The 17,295-nt window shown below is 49.3% G+C and carries 18 protein-coding genes and 1 pseudogene; 11 read left to right on the forward strand and 8 right to left on the reverse strand.

Features of this window, described 5'->3' with window-relative positions; all coding sequences use genetic code 11:
* Positions 1 to 132: 132 nt before the first annotated feature.
* Positions 133 to 1,137, forward strand: coding sequence for a phosphotransferase (locus QLG07_RS13645; protein ID WP_048916990.1), 1,005 nt, complete (start codon positions 133 to 135; stop codon positions 1,135 to 1,137).
* Between the two features lie 163 nt (positions 1,138 to 1,300).
* Entirely contained in the window at positions 1,301 to 2,368 is a 1,068-nt protein-coding gene (locus tag QLG07_RS13650; RefSeq protein ID WP_187497330.1) for an AraC family transcriptional regulator, read from the forward strand.
* Here QLG07_RS13650 and QLG07_RS13655 read toward each other — a convergent pair.
* Entirely contained in the window at positions 2,365 to 2,688 is a 324-nt protein-coding gene (locus QLG07_RS13655; RefSeq protein ID WP_133624319.1) for a cell envelope integrity TolA C-terminal domain-containing protein, read from the reverse strand. The genes QLG07_RS13650 and QLG07_RS13655 overlap by 4 nt on opposite strands.
* Positions 2,689 to 3,014: 326 nt before the next feature.
* On the opposite strand from QLG07_RS13655, the gene QLG07_RS13660 reads away from it, so the two are divergent.
* Genes QLG07_RS13660 through QLG07_RS13670 form a run of 3 tightly spaced genes read left to right on the forward strand, consistent with a single transcriptional unit; the run spans position 3,015 to position 4,703 of the window.
* A complete protein-coding gene (locus QLG07_RS13660; RefSeq protein WP_282469438.1) occupies positions 3,015 to 3,689 on the forward strand; it encodes a CsgG/HfaB family protein in 675 nt (224 codons plus the stop codon).
* A 16-nt stretch (positions 3,690 to 3,705) separates the two neighbouring features.
* On the forward strand, positions 3,706 to 4,056 hold the full coding sequence (locus QLG07_RS13665) for a DUF4810 domain-containing protein (protein WP_282469439.1): 351 nt from the start codon (positions 3,706 to 3,708) through the stop codon (positions 4,054 to 4,056).
* Positions 4,056 to 4,703, forward strand: a complete 648-nt coding sequence (locus QLG07_RS13670; protein WP_187497333.1) for a DUF799 domain-containing protein — start codon at positions 4,056 to 4,058, stop codon at positions 4,701 to 4,703. Before QLG07_RS13665 ends, QLG07_RS13670 begins: the two co-directional genes overlap by 1 nt.
* A gap of 127 nt (positions 4,704 to 4,830) precedes the next feature.
* On the opposite strand, the gene QLG07_RS13675 is transcribed toward QLG07_RS13670, so the two are convergent.
* A complete protein-coding gene (locus QLG07_RS13675) occupies positions 4,831 to 5,805 on the reverse strand; it encodes a nitrilase family protein (protein ID WP_282469440.1) in 975 nt (324 codons plus the stop codon).
* Positions 5,806 to 5,905: 100 nt separating this feature from the next.
* Here QLG07_RS13675 and QLG07_RS13680 point away from each other — a divergent pair, with 100 nt between their 5' ends.
* Positions 5,906 to 6,784 carry a LysR family transcriptional regulator gene (locus tag QLG07_RS13680; protein ID WP_282469441.1) on the forward strand — a complete coding sequence of 293 codons (879 nt, stop codon included), beginning with the start codon at positions 5,906 to 5,908 and terminating at the stop codon, positions 6,782 to 6,784.
* Between the two features lie 61 nt (positions 6,785 to 6,845).
* Here QLG07_RS13680 and QLG07_RS13685 read toward each other — a convergent pair.
* Both QLG07_RS13685 and QLG07_RS13690 read right to left on the reverse strand, forming a co-directional pair.
* A pseudogene (locus tag QLG07_RS13685) lies at positions 6,846 to 7,219 on the reverse strand (site-specific integrase); the annotation flags it as partial.
* A gap of 424 nt (positions 7,220 to 7,643) precedes the next feature.
* The gene (locus QLG07_RS13690) at positions 7,644 to 8,537 is read right to left on the reverse strand and encodes a GGDEF domain-containing protein (RefSeq protein ID WP_282469442.1); all 894 of its coding nucleotides are present in this window, start codon (positions 8,535 to 8,537) and stop codon (positions 7,644 to 7,646) included.
* A gap of 518 nt (positions 8,538 to 9,055) precedes the next feature.
* On the opposite strand from QLG07_RS13690, the gene QLG07_RS13695 reads away from it, so the two are divergent.
* Positions 9,056 to 9,715 carry a YetF domain-containing protein gene (locus tag QLG07_RS13695; protein ID WP_099755245.1) on the forward strand — a complete coding sequence of 220 codons (660 nt, stop codon included), beginning with the start codon at positions 9,056 to 9,058 and terminating at the stop codon, positions 9,713 to 9,715.
* Between the two features lie 300 nt (positions 9,716 to 10,015).
* On the opposite strand, the gene QLG07_RS13700 is transcribed toward QLG07_RS13695, so the two are convergent.
* Together QLG07_RS13700 and QLG07_RS13705 are read right to left on the reverse strand one after the other, a co-directional pair.
* On the reverse strand, positions 10,016 to 10,243 hold the full coding sequence (locus tag QLG07_RS13700) for a hypothetical protein (protein WP_282469443.1): 228 nt from the start codon (positions 10,241 to 10,243) through the stop codon (positions 10,016 to 10,018).
* A 94-nt stretch (positions 10,244 to 10,337) separates the two neighbouring features.
* Positions 10,338 to 12,137, reverse strand: a complete 1,800-nt coding sequence (locus QLG07_RS13705) for an alpha-glucosidase (protein ID WP_282469444.1) — start codon at positions 12,135 to 12,137, stop codon at positions 10,338 to 10,340.
* 523 nt (positions 12,138 to 12,660) lie between these two features.
* Between QLG07_RS13705 and QLG07_RS13710 the strand changes: the two genes are divergently transcribed.
* Positions 12,661 to 13,041, forward strand: a complete 381-nt coding sequence (locus QLG07_RS13710) for a DMT family transporter (RefSeq protein ID WP_282469445.1) — start codon at positions 12,661 to 12,663, stop codon at positions 13,039 to 13,041.
* A gap of 117 nt (positions 13,042 to 13,158) precedes the next feature.
* Here QLG07_RS13710 and QLG07_RS13715 read toward each other — a convergent pair whose 3' ends face one another.
* Positions 13,159 to 13,668, reverse strand: a complete 510-nt coding sequence (locus QLG07_RS13715) for a GNAT family N-acetyltransferase (protein ID WP_048918618.1) — start codon at positions 13,666 to 13,668, stop codon at positions 13,159 to 13,161.
* Between the two features lie 63 nt (positions 13,669 to 13,731).
* On the opposite strand from QLG07_RS13715, the gene QLG07_RS13720 reads away from it, so the two are divergent.
* Positions 13,732 to 14,310 carry an XRE family transcriptional regulator gene (locus QLG07_RS13720; RefSeq protein ID WP_099754788.1) on the forward strand — a complete coding sequence of 193 codons (579 nt, stop codon included), beginning with the start codon at positions 13,732 to 13,734 and terminating at the stop codon, positions 14,308 to 14,310.
* A gap of 196 nt (positions 14,311 to 14,506) precedes the next feature.
* Here the strand turns inward: QLG07_RS13720 and QLG07_RS13725 are convergent, their stop codons facing one another.
* Positions 14,507 to 15,292 carry a MipA/OmpV family protein gene (locus QLG07_RS13725; RefSeq protein WP_282469446.1) on the reverse strand — a complete coding sequence of 262 codons (786 nt, stop codon included), beginning with the start codon at positions 15,290 to 15,292 and terminating at the stop codon, positions 14,507 to 14,509.
* A gap of 124 nt (positions 15,293 to 15,416) precedes the next feature.
* On the opposite strand from QLG07_RS13725, the gene QLG07_RS13730 reads away from it, so the two are divergent.
* Entirely contained in the window at positions 15,417 to 16,112 is a 696-nt protein-coding gene (locus tag QLG07_RS13730) for a response regulator (RefSeq protein WP_282469447.1), read from the forward strand.
* Positions 16,109 to 17,272 carry an ATP-binding protein gene (locus QLG07_RS13735; RefSeq protein ID WP_187498786.1) on the forward strand — a complete coding sequence of 388 codons (1,164 nt, stop codon included), beginning with the start codon at positions 16,109 to 16,111 and terminating at the stop codon, positions 17,270 to 17,272. Before QLG07_RS13730 ends, QLG07_RS13735 begins: the two co-directional genes overlap by 4 nt.
* Positions 17,273 to 17,295: the final 23 nt, after the last annotated feature.

Here is a 17,295-nt window from a genome sequence, read left to right on the forward strand (position 1 = left end):
TACGCTGCAAAAAAAGCGCCAGATGTACGCTACGGTCAAAACTGGGTCGTCTGCGGTCAAGCCGAAAAGGGCGGGCGATCGGATGCTGGTTATCACAGAGACATCGTTCAACCTCGATTGCGGAGCCAGATAATGACTGCCAAACAAAATGACACCCTGAACAATGACGCGCTGCAGCGCCTGGCCGAACGCACGCTGGCCCGCTATCCCGCCGCTCTGCAGGGCAAGCTGAGCCTGCTGTGCCGCTCGGAAAACGCCACTTTCCTGCTGGAAGCGGGCGGTAAACGCTATGCGCTGCGCCTGCACCGTCCCGACTATCACCAATACGCCGATATCGTCAGCGAGCTGCAGTGGCTGGACGCGCTGCGCGAAACCGGCATCGAGGTGCCGCAGGCGGTGGCGGATAGCGCAGGGGAAACGGTGCAAACGCTGGTGCTGGAAGAGGGAACGGTGCGCCACGCGGTACTGTTCCACTGGATTGAGGGCGAGATGCCGGGCACCGATGTCGACCCGCGCGCCTTTCGCCAGCTCGGCAATATCACCGCGCGCCTGCATCAGCACAGCCGCCGCTGGCAACAGCCGGCCGGGTTCCAGCGCATTATCTGGGATCATCACACCATGGTTAGCGCGCAAAGCCACTGGGGCGACTGGCGCGATGCCCCCAATCTGCGCATCGGCGACCGGGCGATCGTTGAGCAGGCGATCGCCAGAGTGGGATCCGAGCTGGCGGAGTTTGGCAAAGCGCCGCACAACTACGGCCTGATCCACGCCGATCTGCGCCTGACCAACCTGCTGCTGCACAAGGGCGAAACCCGGGTGATCGACTTTGACGATTGCGGCTTCGGCTGGTATCTGCACGACCTGGCGGCTGCAATCAGCTTTGTTGAGCACCATCCGCGCGCCGCAGAGTGGGTCGACAACTGGATCACCGGCTATGAGCAGGTGGCGCATATCAGCGATGCGGAGATGGATCGGGTGCCGACGCTGCTGATCCAGCGCCGCATTCAGCTGCTGGCCTGGGCGGGATCGCACGCGGAAACGGAGATGGCGCACAGCCTCGGCCCGCAGTGGGCGGATCATTCAGTGCGCCTGTGTCGCCGTTATCTGGAAACGTCGCAGCTGCCGGTCGGCGCATAAACCCGCCACGTTGCACCGTGGACGGGCACTTTGTGCTGCCACGGTGCTCTTTTCGCACGGATAGCCATACGCAAGCACGCGAATTGTCTGATGTTGCGGTTGGTACGCAATTTGCTCTGTATACGGGGAGAGGGGAGTACCCCAGGCAGCAGGAGACAATCACATGTTACATACTCAACTGGCACGCCCTGAAATCAGCCACGTCTTGCACAGCGGCAATGCCGCCAACCGTGGCGTGCTCGCCGCCGCCGCTAGCGGCCTGAGCGACTTTATCAGCCACAGCGGCGGCGATGTCGATCGTATCTTTGGCGTCAGCGGTATCGACCCGGAGCTGCTGGCGCAGCCCACCCTCAGCCTTGGCTTAATCAACTACTGCCGGGTGATGGAAGAGGCGGCGCGCAGTTCAGGCTGTGATAACTTCGGTTTACACTACGGCAGGCAGTTTAAACCACAGTCATTAGGTCTGATTGGCTACATTGGTCTGTGCAGCGCCACGCTGGAGCAGGCGCTGCAAAACGTCGCGCATGCTTTTCCCTGGCACCAGCACGATACGCTGACCCGGCTGGTGGACAAGGGGGACTGCTGGCGGCTGGATTATCAGGTGCGCCACGGCGCCATTCTCTGCCGCCGTCAGGATGCCGAGCTGACGTTGGGGATGTTTATGAACCTGATCCGCCACGTGGCCGGTAAACACTGGGCGCCGCGTGAGGTTCACTTTGAACATCCGCGCCCGGCGCAGTGGCACGAACACTGCAAAGCCTTTGATGCCCCGGTCTATTTCGACCAGCCGTTTAACTCCTTGCTGATCCCGAAACGCGATCTCGCCCGCGCGATGCCCGACAGCGATCCGCTGCTGCTTGGCGTAATGCAGGATGCGATCCGCCGCCTGAACAGCGCCACGCCGCAGCAGAATATTGTCGACCAGGCGCGTGCGCAGGTGCACCGGGTGATGCTGCAGGGCGAGCCGGTGCTGGAAGAGGTCGCGGATAAGATGGGGCTGTCGAGCTGGTCACTGCAGCGCCGCCTGCGCGAAGAGGGGCTGAGCTTTACCGCGCTGGTGGATGCCGTGCGCTGTGAGATGGCGAAACACTATCTGCAGCAGCGCCAGCTGCCGATTTCCGAGATGGCGCTGCTGCTGGGCTACTCCGAAGTCAGCGCCTTTTCGCGCGCCTTTCGCCGCTGGTTCGGCATCAGCCCGCGCCAGTGGCGACAGGGCGAGCTGGCGGGCTAAGGGCGAAAATCAATCGCCACGCCGTCAGCCAGTTCAGGCGGCGGCGCGGGCAGATCGGGCGCGCTGGCCACCAGGCTCCACGTTTTCAGGCAGAGCAACTCATCACCTTCGGTGCGCAGCACCTGGTAGCGCTGGTTCGCACCGTACTTTAGCGTCACGCGGCAAACCTTACCCTGATAGCGGTGGGCATCGGTGAAATGGCGCTGTATGCCTTGCTGCATCGCGGCGAGATAGCGATCGTTTTTGCGCGCAGTAGCGTGACATCCGCTTAATATAACGCCGACGATTAGCAGGCCCAGAGTCAAATAAGGTTTATACATTGCGCTTTGCCCCAGAATTAAAGCGATAAATAATGTCGCATTGTACCGGACCTGCGCAGACAGCAAACAAAAATCATTCTGGCAAAGTGATTTACAGAATTTTCTCTTAAATTTGCCTTAAGGGGTTGTGGCGGTTTAGTTCGGCTGTATATATTACCGTTAATCAATTAAATTAATTGACTCTTTCGGTTTATTTGCAAGAGCTGCCTGTGTTATTCTGGCGCCGCATTCTCACCTTTATATGTAATTCTCGCGTTTATTATTTCCAGATAATATAAATTTTTCTGGCGCGGGATTTCCGCTGCATTTTTCATTCAGGGACTAAAATGAAACCTACCAGCCTTGCTGTTGTTAGCTTATTCGGCACCGTACTGTTAACCGGTTGTGCCACCGAATCCTCACGCTCTATCGAAGCCCCTCAGGTGGCTGCCGCCGCTCAACCGCAATATCAGGGCGTAAAAAGCCCGATTGCCGTGGGTAAATTCGATAATCGCTCCGCCTATATGAATGGGGTGTTCTCTGACGGCGTGGACCGCCTGGGAAACCAGTCTAAAACCATCCTGATTACCCACCTGCAGCAGACCGGACGCTTCAATGTCATGGACCGCACCAACCTTGAAGAACTCAAGGCCGAAGCGGGCTATCAAGGCAGCAAGCAGTCTATCAAAGGCGCGAACTATATTATCACCGGTGACATTACCGAATTTGGCCGCAAAGAGGTGGGTGACCAGCAGCTGTGGGGCATTCTGGGCCGCGGCAAATCTCAGGTCGCTTATGCCAAAGTGAATCTTAACGTCGTCGATGTGACCACCTCGGAAGTGGTCTATGCCGTTCAGGGCGCCGGCGAATACAGCCTGTCAAACCGTGAAATTATCGGCTTCGGCGGCACCGCCAGCTATGACTCCACGCTGAATGGTAAGGTGATGGATTTAGCGATTCGCGAAGCGGTCAATCATCTGGTCAATGGAATTGAGTCCGGCGCATGGCGCCCGGCGAAATAATAATAAGGGAATAATCATGAGCGTTTTAAAAACCCTCGGCGTGGCCTGTGCTGCGCTGATCGTTGTCGGCTGCGCGCAAAAGAAACAGAGCGTCTATTACTGGGGCGATTATCAATCCTCTTTATACAGCTATTATCAGCGCGATAAATCACCCGAGCAGCAAATTGAATCGTTGAATGCGATTGTTGAGCAGGCAAAGGCGAAAAATAAACCGGTCCCCCCTGGTCTGCACGCCCAGCTTGGCCTGCTATATGTTGACACCAGCCGTCCTGACCTGGCTTTCCAGCAGTTTAACGCCGAAAAAACCCAGTTCCCGGAATCTGCGGCCTATATGGATTTCCTGATGCGTAATAAGGTGCAAAAATAATGAAGCTCTGGTCTCTGATGATTGTCGCCGGCGCTGTGCTGTTAAGCGGCTGCGCCAAACCTAAGCCTTATGACTACAGCGCTTTTCGCGCCAGTAAGCCGGCTTCCATTGTGGTTCTGCCCGCGACGAATAGCAGCCCGGATGTGAATGCGGCTCATAGCGTGGTGTCGGTCGTCACTGCGCCGCTGGCCGAGTCCGGTTACTACGTGTTCCCGGTGGCGGTGGTGGATAAAACCTTTGAGCAGAACGGCCTGAGCAGCGCCGCCGATGCGCAGAATGTCAGCCCCGCCAAACTGCGTGAAATCTTTAACGCGGACGCGGCGCTGTACATTGATGTCAGCAGCTACGGCACCAAATTTATGCTGGTGGATAGCGTGACCGAGGTCAAAGCGGCTGCACGCCTGGTTGACCTGCGCAGCGGTAAGCAGATCTGGTCCGGTACTGGCTATGCCACCGATGCTCAGGACAATAACAACGCTGGTCCACTCGGCATGCTCATCAGTGCGGCCATCAAGCAGATTGCCAGCAGCGTGAGCGACAAAAGCCATGACGTTGCGGTTCTGGCCGCTGCCGGGATGCTGACCGCTGATGGCGTTAACGGCAGTATTTTGCCTGGCCCGCGCGCGCTGCCGGTGTCCGCGCTGTAACGGTCAGGGCCGCGGGGAACCCCCTGCGGCCCTGATAAGCTAGTCTGGCATGCAAATCTGCGCCTTTATAAACGTCACGGCCTTACCTTCAATAACGACCCTGTGTTCTTTTCACTCACCTATCAGATTACGGTATCTCATCTGAAAATCGTGCGCTGATCGCATCCCGTTCATAACCCTGCGGTTGTGTCAGAATCTGGTATAAATCAGGACGGCGGCCGTGGATCCAGCGACGTCCGGTACTCATGGCAAGCAGGCTTAAATCCAGTTCAGCGCTCACCATAAAATCTTCAGCAGCCCAGGTTTCATTAATGATCCTCCCGTAAGGATCGAGGATCATGGCATTGCCCGTGCGGACTTCGTCATCATCTGCGCCTACGCCGTTACTAAAGAGAAGAAATAACCCGTTGTCGTGCGCACGGGCAGGTAACCATCGCATCAGCCATTCCCGGCCGCTTGCCCCTTTGAATGCAGCAGTAATTTCTTCCTTGCGCGTTTCCCGTTCCGCCCACAGCGACAGCGGAATAGGTTTCATCGCATAAGGGCTGCGGGAATCGGTGCCGCCTGTTTGATGTGGTGCGAGAAGGATATCGGCACCCAGCAATGCCGTAGCGCGCACATTTTCCACCAGATTATTGTCCCAGCAAATCAAGATCCCTACTTTTACTCCCCAGGAAGTATCAAAAACGGTAAACCTGTCACCGCTGCTGATGGCCGGATGCTCAAAGGCATGAAGTTTTCGATGCGTCTGCATTGAGCCGTCTGGCATACAGGCAACGTACGCATTATAAAGGCGGCCATCATCGGCGCGTTCAATCAGACCGGCGCCAATAAGCATTTGATATTTTATCGACAGAGCGCGAATTAACATCAGGGAAGGGCTGGTGGCGATCGGTTCTGCAAGTGCGGAAACCTCCGCTGCGGTGAGCTTAGGGACATGCCAATAGCCGGTGATACACATTTCCGGAAACGTCAGGATCTTAACCTGCTGGATGGCCGCCTGTTCAATAAACTTCTCCATTATCAGCAGATTATATTTTTTGTTATTTGCCTGATGCTGAAACTGTACGGTTGCAGCCTTTAAGGACGTCAGCGCGTGCATGATGCTTCTCCAGTTGTTATCGAAACTGAATTACATAACGATTGGCAATAACTGTATAATCAAATGATTTCCATTTTCGATAACCTTTTGGAATGAAAAATTGAATATCCGGTTACTAAAGGCCTTTTTGCTACTGGCCGAAAAAGGAAATTATGCCGACGCGGCCCGGGCACTGTTTATCTCGCAACCCGCATTGACCAAGCAGATCAATCTTCTTGAGTCGACGGTGAAGGTGCCACTTTTTTCACGCGGGCGTCACGGCGCAACACTGACCGCCGGGGGAAGATGCTTATTGCCAGAGGCTGAAAAAGTAGTCAGGCAAGCCCAGGTGTTTATGGATCACGCAGGGCGGGTATCGGCCGGTATTGAGGGGCATATCGCCGTTGGATTTGGTCTCTCCAGCTTTTATCTGGCACCACGCTGTATTGCTGAATTTCGCAGAGACTTTCCGGGAATAGAGATGTCTTTGACGGATCTTCCCTCCTTCCTCCAGTACGAGCTGCTGCAAAATGATGAGCTTCAGGTAGGATTTGTCAGGGTTCCACCACCGATAGCGCTTGATTACCTGCCATTATTTACCGATCGGCTGGTTCTGATGGCCCCCGCAACGCCGTCGTTATCATTGTCTGCTGCTGACTGGCTAAAAAAATCTCCTTTGTTGCGTCTTCATGCTGAACGCGGGCAGGGATTAAATGCGCAGATTGACCGCTTTCTGCATGATAACGGTCTTTTTATCTCCTCCACCCAGCTGGCTGATGATATACATACCATTGTCGCGTTGGTGATCGCGGGTACCGGTGTTGCCATTTTGCCCTACAGCGTTCTGCATATCGCGCCACCGGAACGGGTTATTATTCCGTTAACAGGCAAGTCAATAAGCTGGAAAGTGGGCATTGCCTGGAATGCCGACAAGGAGAATGTCATTCGCGATAATTTTATTGCCAGTATTAGAAAGCGTATTGCGGTCGAAAGCGCGTAATCAGCCTTGCGGGTGCATTCCCGCGAATCTAACTGCAATTGCATGAAGGTGAGATCAAGCCAGCGGCCGCACGGCTTACTGTCGCCTTAAGACAGCCGCGCAGGGTCTCATCGGTAACCGACAATAGCGGCTCTCGCCGCTTCGGACGTTCGGTGGCTAACCAGGTCAGAACCTGATGCACGTAGTCGCGATAGGTGAGCGGGACCAGGTGACGGCATCTTTCGACGGGCGGCTACGTTGGCTTCTGACCTTCTTCGAAGAATACGAACAAAGGGGCGGGGACCGTTTAGTACGATTGACTCCTGCTGCAGGCTTCCCGATGCGCGTACCGGTGTTACACAGGGTGCAGAAAAGAAAATGGTGTTTGAAGTCAGGCATATAGTGGAGCAGGGCGCTTACTTCCGGCGCCAGCAGATAGCAGGACGTCACGCCGCTTAAGATTTTTTCCTGTCATTCTCTGCGGAGGATTTTTATTCTCAGTGTCATATTATCCATTAATACCCTGAAGAAGGAGTACTTCTAATCTAGAGCTGCTGGGGATTTGATCTCTGCCTGAGGGGAGTACCGTTACAATATCCTAAATTAAAGTTTAACTAATTTTTTGTATAACGTTCTGTCTCTTCGGCTAGATTGAGGTTTTTAAAAACAAAGTATAAACAGATTAGCATAAACTCCAATTTGACAACTATTATTAAAAATAAATACAGGGTTTGTTAAAAAGTAATTGTCTTATGATGCGACGATAACTTTATTTTCATAACGTTTAGATTCTTCGAATGCATAAAAATGCATAGTACATGGCTGGTTTTTTGTATTTTAAGTGGAATATTGTTAATTAACACTGCGCCTGACCGATCTTTTATTCATTATGATCGTTGGAATAAGTAATTCTGTTTTTACCATTCCTTTTGGATCTATATAGTGCTGCGTCTGCAGAAGCGAGGCACGATGAAGATGTCTGATTCTCTGTTTTCAATGCTACGCCAATGCTGACTGTAGTCGGGATGCCATCAGCGCTGCTTAAAGATAGGGATTTCTTTAACCTTTCTGCCAGAATGTTTACAGCCGCCCCCTCTTTTAACACAATGGCAAATTCCTCTCCACCTGAACGGGCCACTAATATATTTTCACATGCAAATTTCTTTAGTATAAGTCCCGATTTTTTAAGCACTTTGTCCCCCATTTCATGACCATAATTATCGTTAATCATCTTAAAGTCATCAATATCTATAATGCATATTGCACCTGACTTATCCTCCAGGTCTCTAAGTTTGAGGTTTAGATATCTTCTATTGGGAAGTCCGGTAAGTTCATCTGTTAAAGAGAGCTCTACTACAGATTTATACCTGCCATTAACATAACTGATAAAATTATTGAAAGAGTAGATGATAAACATCATTGCAGGCACATACAATACGGCAGAGACAAGAGAAGTAATATCATTATCAATAATTTTCAAGCCACCGATCATAGTGACGATAGTAGAGTTTAAGAGTAAAAAAAGCCCGATGCGAAATGTAATTAAATTCTTCCCGTGTATCTCTATTTTGAATGACTTTCTTATAAACCATGTCAGGATAATTATTGTCAATAAATTTAAAAAAAGGTAAATAGTAATATGTGATGAGATGATTTTATCTGCTCCCAGAAAGAACACCAATCCGGTAGAAAATGCCGTATAAAAAATTATGGTTCTGTAGAGAAGACCTTTAACGCTGTCAATCTCGTGGATTAATTTATCAGAAAAGTTCATATTTATACCTTGCCCTAATGAGAATGCATAAAGTTTATCATAAGGGATAGATAAGAATTTTAGAAGTACTAACATAAGTACAATATATTTCGTTAGTTAACCAACATGAAACAAATTAATTGCAATTACATAACATCTGGTTTTTTTGTTTTCTTTAATTTAACGAAGAAAGTTATAACTCATCAAATGTCAAATAAATAATTGTAAATCATCGCTGAGCAAGCTATAAACAAAACATCCTTATATTAAAAGAAAGTGGGGTCCCAGCTATAACCCTTAAATCTTATGTAGTTATCAGAATCTGATGTTCTTAATATCAAGAGAAATAGTGAAAACTACTTTTCCGACATCTTTCAGAGAGTTGAAGGAAATTATCAATCAGATAATTTTATGAAAAATATTATATGTAATAACTGCTTCTTTCTGGCACTTCCGAAGTTGCTATCGTAAAATTGTTACCAATAAACTTACAATGCCGTGCCTCGTTTTCAAGAAACCGTGTGTGGGAGTAGCGTTATATGGAATACTACGGATTTGTGTTGGTCAAGTTCATAATTGGGTTTGTGATCGTCATTACTCACCTCAACCTTTCAGGAAAAACGCAACTGTCGCAGATGACGCCGATAGATTTTATCGGGAACTTCGTACTGGGTGGAATAATCGGAGGCGTCATTTACAGCGACTCCATACCTTTGTATCAGTATCTGATCGTGCTCCTTATTGGGGTGTTTCTGATTTCATTACTGAATGCAATAAGCAAGCATGTAAATTTTTTTCGAAGTATGGCCATAGGCCAACCGATACCTATTATTAAGAAAGGCAGGTTTTTAGTCGAAAATATATCTGATAACAAGAATAAGATTGATATTTTGAACGTGTCATCTCAACTTCATGCGAAGGGCATTCATTCCTTCCAGGAGATCTATTACGCTCAGATTGAACCCAACGGGCAAATAACGGCAGTCTGCGAGGGTTCAGAGATGCCGTCTGTTATCATTATGAAAGATGGCAAAGTCCGTGATCACGCACTCAGTGAAATTGAAAAAAATGTACAGTGGCTTGAAGTTGAAATGAAAAAAGCCTCACTTGATTATGAGGATATCTTTATCGCAGAGTTTTGGAGTGGACGTTTAACGTTTATCCTGAATGATGGGGAGGTATTAAAATCGCGCTCATAGAACTTTTTTAAAGCTATCGACTAACTTAGTTAACTAAAACCAATACCGTATTAGAGCCTCCGGTATTGGTTTTATGATGTGTTTGGCGGTAGCTCACCGCTTTTCTCGTAATCAGCGATCAGCCGTTATACCCGTTAACGCATTACGTTGCAGCGTTGTCAGACTTTTTGAAGCGCCGCATCTACCACGTTTTGGCGTTCCGCCGGTCTAAAATCGGAGTAGTGTTCCCGGATGATACTCAGCGCCATCTCAGTCAGTGACGCTTGCAGGAGGCGGTTTCCGGTGCGACCATGGCTCTGGTTATTCATAAGGGGTCTGAAGACTAAACCTACGGAAACGTACGATAAGGCCATTTACTGTATCTGTAAGTTGACCTACCGATGACACGATGTCCGCCATAGTAACCACCGATAGATTAACCAGCGCATTGCCCGCGTTAACGCTGGCCGAGTTTATTTCAATGAGGTGGCGAATTTCACGGGCTGCAGTGGCGCTGCGCTGGGCCAGCGTACATGTTTTCTTACCCATAAATATATCAGTGTGAAATTTGAAATTAAAGCCGATGCGAAGCAACGGCTTTTTAAGAACAAATTGTTAGCTGTATAGAAGATAAAAATAGTTATTAATTCAACTTATATATCCCAGACTGCCATGGTTGTAAATTTATCTTTGTATCATTCTTTTGAACAGTGTTTTTACTGTTGCTCTCGATAATGACCTTCTCTATAGAAAGGATGCCTGGTAAATCATATTCAATTGTTTGTTCCTTGAAGTTAATAACTATTAAAAACCTCTCTGACCCCAAGGTACGCGTATAAGCATAAACAGATTCATTCTCTTGGTCTAAATCATTATATTGCCCATAAGTAAGAACTGGAAATTGATGCCGTATCTCGATCAGCTTACGATAGTAATTTAGTACAGAGTTGGGATCTTCAATTTGACTTTTTGCATTAATTTCTTTGTAGTTGGAATTAATATTAAACCAGGGCTTACCTATGGTGAATCCCGCATTTTTGCTATCATCCCACTGGAATGGTGTTCGGCTATTATCTCTGCTAGTCAAACGAACATTGTACAAGAACTCGTTGGCTTGCACCTTTCCTTTTTTAACGTAGTCATCCCAAAACCCCTTTACTTCAATATCATTAAAGTCACCAATGGTTTTGAATGGGTAGTTGGTCATCCCCAACTCTGAACCTTGAAAAATGAATGGAGTTGCTCGTTGAGTTAGCGTCAATGTTGCAAGTGCTTTAGCTGATTTTTCACGCCATTGTGGTCGGTCATCACCGAAGTGAGAGACTGCGCGCGGGTTATCGTGGTTATCCAGGAAAAAGGCATTCCAACCATATTCACCAGCAGTATGGTCAACCCTATCGATAACCTGCCGGAATTGTGACAGTGTCCAATCTTTTCGACGCCATCTCTCGTCTGTGTCTCTATCCAGTCTTATTAAGTCAAAGGTGAATGCCATGTTTAGCTCATTACGACGTCTATCAATGAATTTTATCAATTTATCTAAAGGGGCACCGAATATTTCACCGGCTGTGGCAATATCATATTGTGATAACACCTCCTTATTCATTTCGTTGATATAACGATGAAGGTTAGGACCCTTGGTATACTCCTCAGCGAAATTCTTCAATTCTTGTTGAGTGAGATCTGGGAAATTTGTGTTTTTTGAGTAAGTAGCCACCGTATCAAAGCGTAGCCCAGAGACGCCTTTATCTAGCCAGAAACGTAGCATTGTATATATTTCTTGACGGACCTTGGGGTTGTCCCAATTTAAATCTGGCTGCTGTTTAGCAAAATAATGTAGGTAATATTGATTGGTGCTTTCATCCTTTTGCCAGGCAGAACCACCAAAAAATGAGGGGTAGTTATTTGGCTCTGCCCCTTCTTTAGGATCTCTCCAGAAGTAATAGTCACGGTAAGGATTATCCTTGCTGCTTTTACTTTTAATAAACCATTCATTTTGGTCGCTTGTGTGATTGATAACGACATCAATCATCAGTTTCATATTTCTTTTCTTTAATTCATTAACCAAACGATCAAAATCATTCATGGTGCCATATTCAGTCATGATTTTTTTATAGTCACGTATATCATAACCATTATCTTTATTGGGAGAGTCATAATGCGGATTAATCCAAATGGCATCTATGCCCAAACTCTTTAAATAATCTAATTTTTCTATGATTCCGTTAATATCACCGATGCCATCTCCGTTGGTGTCTTTAAATGAACGCGGATAAATTTGATAAAAAACAGACTCCTTCCACCATTTAGGTATGACTTCTGAGTGTTCAAAAGTATTTTCGTGAGGTACAGACTGTGAATCTCCGAAGGATTTATGACATGAACCGAACAATGTTGCGGTTAGAAATATGGCTAATGCGGTTTTCATTCCTTGATGTGACATTTCGTTTGACCCTTATCAGTTTAAATAACCAAGTAACCTTAGTAACCCTGTATATTTAATGTGGCTGAATTTAAACCCTCCGATGCGATGTTAAAAAATAATAATCCTGCCTTTTTTTAATTATGCTATCGAATTTAGTTTTGGTAAAGTTGGGTAAATGAACTCTACATTTTTAAGTGATATTGTTTTCAAAAAATGCCATTTCCAGAATATTTAGCTGAATCGTGTTAGCAAAGGGCTGTGAACGATTTAAAAACCTATTATTTTGAGGGGGTAAAAAACATTTATATGATAACAGTAGTGGTCTAACCTAATAAGTGAATAATCAAGTGCGGAATGATAACGTCTGTTCTATAGTTTGATGATCATGGCAACTCACTGAAATAGATACGTATTGTTATGATTTATGTCTTGTATGATTTAATCATACAAAGCTCACTTGAGGCTGCTATTGAGAAACTAGCCTCCCTTTATTTACCAGCCTGAGCAGGTGTTGCAGTAAGGAGTGAAGAGCACATTCAGCTTGTCAAAAATCACCCATTCAGTGTCAACCATTTTTATCGCGTTAGCGCTTAACTCTGCCATAGGCTTGATTTTGCTTATCAGCCTTTTGGTCGGAAAATCTGGTTTATCCGGATTAACCGAACTGCTTCAGTTATTAAGGGGATGGGCTTTGCTGCCAGGGATTCTGGGGGCGTTCTCTGTATTTGCCAGCATAACTGGATATCAAAATCCAGGGGCATCACGGACGATCGCTATACTGGTAGCAAGCCAGTTGATCGTTGGTCTCGGATATGACATTCACCGCAGCGGGACAGAAGGTGTGCTCAACAACTTATCTTCTCTGGTCGGTGCCGCACTTCTTGTAGCGGGTGCATTCCTGGTTGCAGCGCGTAAATTCTGATTTGATGTCATACCACTATTTCTTTGTCATATTCATATCCCTGCACTTCCATGTGTAGGGATTTTTCACCTGCCAACTCTTCTGTTGCTCTGTCAAAGAAGGTTCTTCTCTTGAGGATCAGGGGCGTTCCCGCGAGTCTAACTGCAATTGCATGAAGGTGAGATCAAGCCAGCGGCCATATTTAGTGCCGACCTCCGCCACTCGGCCTGCCTCAACAAACCCTAACTTTTTATGAAGAGAAATTGACGCTGCATTTCCAGATTCTATGCCTGCCACCATGACATGTTTATGCTGTTCCTTCGCCAAACTGATCAATTCCCGCATCAGTGCGTTACCGGCTCCGGCTCCGCGCGCATCTTTGTGAACGTACACAGAGTGTTCAATGGTATGACGGTATCCGTCCCAAGGGCGCCAGTCGCCAAAAGAGGCGTATCCAAGAACGTCGTCAGTCTCGTTTACGGCCACGATGACCGGAAATCCTGCGTCCTGACGGTCTTTCATCCAGTTAATTCGGTTTAGAGCGTCGACTGTTTTTTCATTCCAGATCGCCGTCGTATTAATGACGGCATCGTTGTAAATTTCAGCAATCTTTTCAGCATCGCCTTCTGAAGCAGATCGAATATGCATGGTAGACACCTCATCACTCATTCACTAAAGTAGACAAATCGTACACTACTCTAGTTATCCAATATGTTAGATGAATTGTCCAGTAAAGAAGATAAACTAAATGCCCGTATTGGGCAGAAAGTCCGTCAGGAAAGAGAAAGACGGGGATGGTCACTAACCGATCTCGCTGAAAATTCAGGTGTTTCGCGGGCGATGATACACAAGATCGAACGTGGTGAAAGTAGCCCCACAGCGACCATTTTGGCGCGTTTGTCAGGCTCATTTGATATGTCGATGTCGCAGTTGCTCGCTCTGACAGAAGTGCGCGCGGGTACGCTTACCAGATATGAAAAACAGCCCGTCTGGCAGGATCCTGAAACGGGTTACATTCGTCGGCATGTTTCACCGGGACAAATCCCTGTAGACCTGGTCAGCGTGGAACTTCCCGCTAACACCGCCGTGCCGATGCCGGCCATGTCATATCTCTCTCGACGCCAGCTTATATGGGTATTGAAAGGCAGTCTGACATTTGAGGAAGGAGCCCATACATTCGAGATGCATTCTGGTGATTGCCTGGAGCTTGGCGATCCCGCCGATTGTGTTTTCAGAAATGATACCGATGAAATATGCCGCTATGCCGTGCTTGTGCTCAAATCTTCCTGAGACGACTGAGAGGTAGTGAAAATAGTGCCGGTTTGGTGAATGCTCACTCAAGTAAAACAAGATAATGGTAACCAGCACTGCGCTCTCTTCTTTCATCTGAACCGCCTTTTTAACCTGTTAAAGCAAAATGTTTTGCTGCCGGGCACAAGACAAGTCGTCTTTGCAGACGACTTGTCACGAAGGGTCATTCAGCCCATCAGAAGGTATACAGCACGCCCAGATTGTATGTCAGGCCACCGTGCTTAATCACAATTGGGCTGTTACTGGCCTTGTCGTCGAGCCAGGTGTAATCGGCACTGACCACGCCGCCCCAGTGTTGCGTGAACTGGTGGCTCCAGGTGAGGCTGCTGTCCATGCCATAGAAACCCCCGGCGGACTGATAGGGTGCAAAGTCAGTGCGGTTACTCTGCTCGCGGCTGACGCCATAAAAGGTGTTCATATAGCGCCGGTCGCCAAAGAGTGCTGCCGACTGAAGTGCAACGGTGTCGCTGTCGTTTTGAAGCGGAAGCAGGGTGACGGAGGTCTGATAATGCCCCCCCTGTCCATCCGTCAGCGGCAGAGTAGCCCTGGCCTCAAACGACAGCCACGGCGTTGCTGACCAGCCCACGGCGAGAGCGGTATTGATGGTCGCATCGATATTTCCCATGCCTTTGAGGGTATTCGAGCCATCGCGCCAGCTGGAGTTTTTGTCCGTGCGGCCAAGGGTATAGCCCAGAGTATGTTCCAGATACAGGCCGTTATCCGCCTGCAGGTCGTAACCCACGCCTTTGAGCGAATCAAAGAAAAGTGCCCCGTCGCGTGCCTGAACGATCGGGCCCGTCAGCCAGTGGCGCTGATCCGAACCGCTGTAGCGCGGTGCGCTTTGTGCGCCCATACCGATAGTCAACGTGGGGGCCGGTGAGGCCGCGTCAGCCAGCGCCTGAAGCACTGTTGCGGACAGCCCGAAACAGGTAATGTGCAGTAGTAATTTTCTGGATATCATGTCATTCCTCATCACCCAAACGTATGGTTGGTAGCGGATTGCAGCCGCGACTGAAACCCGAATTATGAAGAGGCAGTGTCAATAAACTGTCAGGGATTTATGAAGAAACGGTCAAGGCGAAAAAATGCAGACAAAGCGGATCCTGATTATTGAAGACGACGCCGATGCGGCGGACGTGCTCGATGCTTATTTAAAACGTGAAGGCTATGAGGTAAAGATTGCGGATGACGGCCTTGCCGGGCTGGCAGCCGCCCAGGTGTGGAAGCCGGATCTGATTCTGCTGGATGTGATGCTTCCCGGCATGAAGGGAACGGATGTGCTGGTCGCCCTGCGCCGGGAAAGTACCGTTCCCGTTATCATGGTCACGGCAATGGGGGACATGCCCGATAAAATCGGTGCGCTACGTTTCGGTGCCGATGATTATATTGTTAAACCTTATAATCCTGCCGAAGTTGTGGCACGGGTGCAGGCGGTGATGCGCCGCATGTCGTCAGCTGAAAAATCCGCTCCGGTCCTCCGGTGGCAGGAGCTTGAAGTGAATGCTGAGGCCCTCACTGCTGGCGTCAGGACCCCCGCTGGCGGGCTTGCCTGGCTCGAACTGACGCCGACGGAGTTTTCCGTGCTCACCACGCTGATGCGCACGCCGACCCGCCCGTTTTCCCGTCAGCACCTGCTGGAAAGTTGCCTGCCGGAAAGCGAGGCGCTTGAGCGGGTGGTGGACACGCATATCTATAACTTACGTAAAAAGCTCGAAGCGGCGGGTATTGTTAACGTACTGGTTAATGTGCGCGGCGTCGGTTACCGGTTCAGACAGCCATGAATTCAAAACACTATCCGTCACTTTGGCGCTGGATTTGTATCCGTATTCTGGCGCTGGCCATTGGCAGCGTTATCGTTATTGCGTTTTGTATGTGGCTGCGTTTTGCCATTGAAAACCTCTGGGTGCTACACCATATGTCTCCTGCGCTCAGGGCCGAATTTTACGTGCTGCGTGATAATCCGGAACTTAATCTGGCGCGCTTTCATCAGATTGTTGATGCAGGCTGGGGAGCGCGCTACTCCGATCCGTCGATCGCCAGCGCTGACTGGATGATGGTCGGCATCCTGGTGGTGGTGGTCATTCCTTTTATTGTCTTTTTCGGCTTAAAAGCGGCACGCCCGCTCTCCTCGCAGTTCAGCGAACTGGCACAGGTGGCGAAGGCCGTGGCCCGGGGGGATTTCAGCACGCGGGCCAGAGCCGTTAAGTATGCCCCGTCTGAACTGGTTCAGTTTACGGATGACTTTAATGCCATGATGCTGCAGCTGTCGCGCTATGAGCGGGAACTGCGGGCGTCACACGTGGCCATGGCTCATGAATTACGGTCACCTCTGACCGCGGCGGTGGGAAGGCTGCAGGGTATGCTGGACGAGGTGTTTCAGCCCGAGCCGCGACAGCTGCAAATGGTCATGAAACAGCTGTTGCACTTAAACCGGTTGATAGATGAGCTTCACCTGCTTTCACTGGCGGATGCCGGGCAGCTTAATCTTGATAAAACCCCGGTCGATCTAACCGAACTGTTGCGTGAGCGTGCAGCCTGGCTCAGCCCTCAGACGACCCCGATCGGATTTGATATCCGCCTTGGGCAGTCGAGTGTCTGCAGCTACACCGGCGATCCCTTCCGTCTTGGACAGGTGTTCACCATCCTGATGGAAAATGCTTTGCGCTATGCCGCAGAAGGCCAGCGCCTGGAGATTAATCTGGTTAAGCGACACGAGGGTTACGACGTCATCTTTGAAGATTTTGGCCCAGGTGTGGGCAGCGAATTTTTACCGCTGATGTTTGAACGCTTTACCCGGGAAGAAGCCTCGCGCGCGCGCCATTCCGGCGGCAGTGGTTTAGGGCTGTCTATTGCCCGCGCGGTGTGCGAAGCGCACGGCGGAAGCATCAGGGCGGAACAGAAAGCGCAGGGAGGGCTGATTATCACCCTCAGCCTTACCTGAACGGCCGGTAATGAAAAAAAGTG

The sequence above is a fragment of the Erwinia sp. V90_4 genome, from assembly GCF_029967685.1.
Lineage (GTDB): Bacteria > Pseudomonadota > Gammaproteobacteria > Enterobacterales > Enterobacteriaceae > Erwinia > Erwinia aphidicola.